Here is a 3,788-nt window from a genome sequence, read left to right on the forward strand (position 1 = left end):
TCGATCGTGGGTTTGAGTTTTGAACCTGGCGCAAGCTCAAGTCCGGCATCGGCACCTATAGCGGTTTGTGCGGCCCGCAAGCACCTTGGCAGCAGGACCCATCGAAATTCTTAAAAACGGGCCCGCCACTACTTACCCAGCTGTCGCGTAGCCCTTAATTGTGAGATGAGAAATTCAACGAAATCAACGGCTGTCCTTTGCCCTTAAATATGAGATTTTGCCTTTAATTCCGATATTCTTGCCCTTAAACCTGAGACAGGGTTCACAGACATGTGCGGCAAATATCGATGGATGATGATGGCGAAGCCTCCGTTGCAGTTGGTGCTGAAGAGTCGCGCAGGGCCGCCGTGCTACGTCCGCTTGTTCAGGCATATCTCAATGGGGCTGGCAGTCTGGAAAGCGGCATCAATGACGCCGTTTGGGAGCTTGGTGTCAGCAGGGCGACGGTCTGGCGTTGGATAAAGCGGCTGGCGGAAGAGGGTGGGCGCACCAGCGCGCTGGCTCCGCGGAAACGGGGTCGTCCGGCCGGTACAACTTTGATATCCGGCAAAGTTGAATCGGTGATCGAAGAGCATCTTCGCCGATATTTCTTGCGCCGGGAGCGTTCGAGCCTCTCGCGCGTCGTGACTGAGATCCGCAGCGCGTGCTGGCAGCAGGGCTTGCAACCGCCGACACGGCGGACGGTTCAGCGTCGTCTGGATGCAATGGATGCCCGCGAAGTTGCAAAGGCACGAGAGGGGGCAAAGGCCGCCCGCCAAAAATTTGCGGCCGTCACAGGCGAGAACAAGGCCAGTCAGCCACTGGAGGTCGTGCAAATCGACCATACACCTGCCGACATCATTCTTGTTGACAGTTTTGAGCGCCAACCAATTGGCCGACCGTGGGTCACGCTGGCGATCGACGTCGCAACGCGGTTGGTAACGGGATATTACACCTCTCTCGAGGCACCTTCGCGTCTGTCAGTGGCGCTTTGCCTGACACAGGCGGTAGCCCCCAAGGCGGAACTTCTGGCGGAATTGACGTGCAATATTCCTTGGCCCGCACAAGGCAAACCGCAGAGCATCCATGTCGACAATGGCCGCGATTTCCGGTCGCGGGCCTTTCGGTCGGCATGTGCGGAATGGGGGATCGATCTGATCTATCGGCCGCCGGGAAGTCCTCACTTCGGGGGTCACATCGAGCGGTTGATCGGGACGATGATGGGGGCCGTTCACCTGTTGCCGGGAACAACGCAAGCCTCAATCGCGGCCAAGGGCGACTATGACGCCGAAGGCCAGGCCACGATGACCCTGAGCGAATTCGATCATTGGTTTGCTCTCGAAATCTGCCGTTACAACAACAGCATTCATTCAAGCATTGGCTGTACGCCCGTTGCCAAATGGGAAGCGCTCTCAGAGCAAATGACGGGCGACATCCCCTTCGAGATGGAAGCCTTTCAGGTGAGCTTCCTGCCCAGCGAACTGCGCAAGGTCAGGCGTGACGGCATCCATCTGTTCCAGATACGGTACTGGTCCGATGCCCTTGCAGGCTACATTGGGCGCGCCGATGGAAAGGTGGTTGTTCGCTACGATCCTCGCGATATCTCAATGATCTGGGTTGAACTGGAAGATGGCCGATATGTTGAGGCGCGGTACAGAAACCTTGAAATTCCGCCTGTGTCGCTCTGGGAATATCGCGAAGCCATGAGGAAGGCCCGTGCCCTTGGCAAGTCCGGGTCCAATGAGCTGGTCTTGGCTGAGCTGATCCGACAGCAACGCCAGATCGAGACTGAAAGCCGGGGCCTGACGAAGGCCGAACGCCGATCCCGTGAAAGAAAAGGTGCATTGGAGGGCGCCAACTCGGCTGTCTCGACAACCGAAGGGCTGCGCCCGATCGACACGGGTGATACATCGCGCCCATTGTTCAAGGTGGAGAGATGGTGAATTGAGGGCAAGGACAACTGAGGCAGACGGTCGGATTGCCCTCATTCAATCGGATATCTGGATCGGCTTTCCGCGGGCCGAACAGGTGTTGGACCGCTTGCAGGGTATGATCGAAGCGCCACGGCAAACCCGTATGCCTGGGCTTCTTGTGCATGGTGCCTCCGGGATCGGCAAGACGATGATCGCCCGAAACCTGTCGCGCAAGTACGCACCAGAATACGATCCGGCGTCAGGCATCACCCGCACACCGCTGCTGCTGTTGCAAGCGCCGCCCGCACCAGACGAACGGCGGTTCTACCTGCACATCTTGGCCGCCGTCGGCGCCCCGGCGACGGCACTGAGCGCCCGCGCTCAAAATGTGGCTTCCCTCGAAGTCCGCGTCATCGCGCTCCTGCGCGACCTTGGCCTGCGGATGATCATGATCGACGAGGTTCACAACCTGTTGGCCGGGACCCACCGCGAACAGCGCCGCTTTCTCAATGTTCTGCGGTATCTAAGCAATGAACTAGAAGTGTCGCTGGTATGCCTCGGGGTCAGCGAGGCCGTCGATGCCATCCGTGGTGATATCCAGCTTGCCAGGCGGCTGGACGAACATCACCTGCCAAACTGGCGCGACGATGCCGAGTTCTCGGACATGATCCAGACACTCATCGCGGCAATGCCCCTCGAGAAGAAATCCAATCTGAAGGTCAAGGCACTCAAGCAGATACTTGCGCTGACCGGTGGGGTGACCTCGCGCATCTTCGCCCTGATCAAGGATCTTTCCATCGACGCCATTGTCAAAGGTGATGAATGCATTACTGACGACGCGATCGCAAAATGGACGCCGGTTTGGTCGCGCCATGCGAACGCCTATCGGCGACTCGAGAAGTCCGGGGTGTGAAGCCGCGCCCGCTGCCGAAAACTGTCGCGCCGCTGCCAGACGAGTTGTTGTCAGGTTGGTTATCTCGGCTGGCGGCGGCCAACTACTGCGATGACGCGGAACTGCTGGCTCATATCAAAATCGATACCGCGCATGGCACCGCCTTGGACTTCAGCGTCGACGCGGCTATGGCGGAGAAGATTGCCAACGCAGCACGACTCGACCCAGATGTTGTGCGATCTTTGACCTTTCCAGCTATGACGCCACGAGAAGCCTCGCTAACGGCTCAGATGCCGTTTCAGCATTGCCTGCAATGCTCCAGAGAGGGTCTTTCGCTCAGGCATTGGAGGCGGGCCTGGGCATTTGACTGCCAAGTTTGCGGGACGAGACTTGTGCAGACCCTTGGCAAACCCCGTGAGGAACAAATATCTGAAAAACTGATTTGTCGAGCGCGCCGCGGGGCAGGTATACTTGAGTGCGCCGCGCGATCACATGGCCCCAAGCAACTTCGGCGCGCAATGCGCGCAGTCACCTTTGCCATGTCGCTTAAGACCTTCCGCGGGGATCCGTCGTTCGCTCTACAGAACCCCAGATCGGAAGTTAGGCTGTTCTGCCTCGCCGCAATCGCCGCCGCTCGATCTCATCCCTTGGCTAAGGCAGCCATCGTCAGCAAAAGCATTGACGACTATGCAAGGGTTGCTCTCTTGCGCGCCTTCGAGAAGGAGCCACGATTGCTTGCCGCGGTTGATCACATCGCGCAAAGGCGCGCGAAAAGCGCCGGCCCCATGACAGCATCATCTCACAATTAAGGGCAAAAATTGCCGCCAAACGCGTCCCGTCTCAGATTAAAGGGCAACGCGACAACTACTGATGGATGTCAGGGTGCCCCGGCCCCAGCGAGTTTGTAAATCCATCACCTTCGATCGTGGGTTTGAGTTTTGAACCTGGCGCAAGCTCAAGTCCGGCATCGGCACCTATAGCGGTTTGTGCGGCCCGCAAGCACC

General features: G+C 58.4%; 3 protein-coding genes and 2 pseudogenes. All 5 read left to right on the forward strand.

Going from position 1 to position 3,788, the window contains the following annotated elements; all coding sequences use genetic code 11:
• Positions 1 to 138, forward strand: a pseudogene (locus AC13DE_RS00030) (IS30 family transposase); the annotation flags it as partial.
• Between the two features lie 149 nt (positions 139 to 287).
• The gene (locus AC13DE_RS00035; RefSeq protein WP_137796049.1) at positions 288 to 1,922 is read left to right on the forward strand and encodes a Mu transposase C-terminal domain-containing protein; all 1,635 of its coding nucleotides are present in this window, start codon (positions 288 to 290) and stop codon (positions 1,920 to 1,922) included.
• Position 1,923: 1 nt separating this feature from the next.
• Positions 1,924 to 2,805 (forward strand): TniB family NTP-binding protein, encoded by an 882-nt coding sequence (locus AC13DE_RS00040; protein WP_446315802.1) that lies wholly within the window; start codon positions 1,924 to 1,926, stop codon positions 2,803 to 2,805.
• Positions 2,802 to 3,593, forward strand: coding sequence for a TniQ family protein (locus AC13DE_RS00045; RefSeq protein WP_446315801.1), 792 nt, complete (start codon positions 2,802 to 2,804; stop codon positions 3,591 to 3,593). The genes AC13DE_RS00040 and AC13DE_RS00045 overlap by 4 nt, the downstream gene beginning before the upstream one ends.
• Positions 3,594 to 3,651: 58 nt before the next feature.
• Positions 3,652 to 3,788: pseudogene (locus tag AC13DE_RS00050) on the forward strand (IS30 family transposase); the annotation flags it as partial.

It is taken from the genome of Sulfitobacter sp. L-8 (assembly GCF_056859255.1).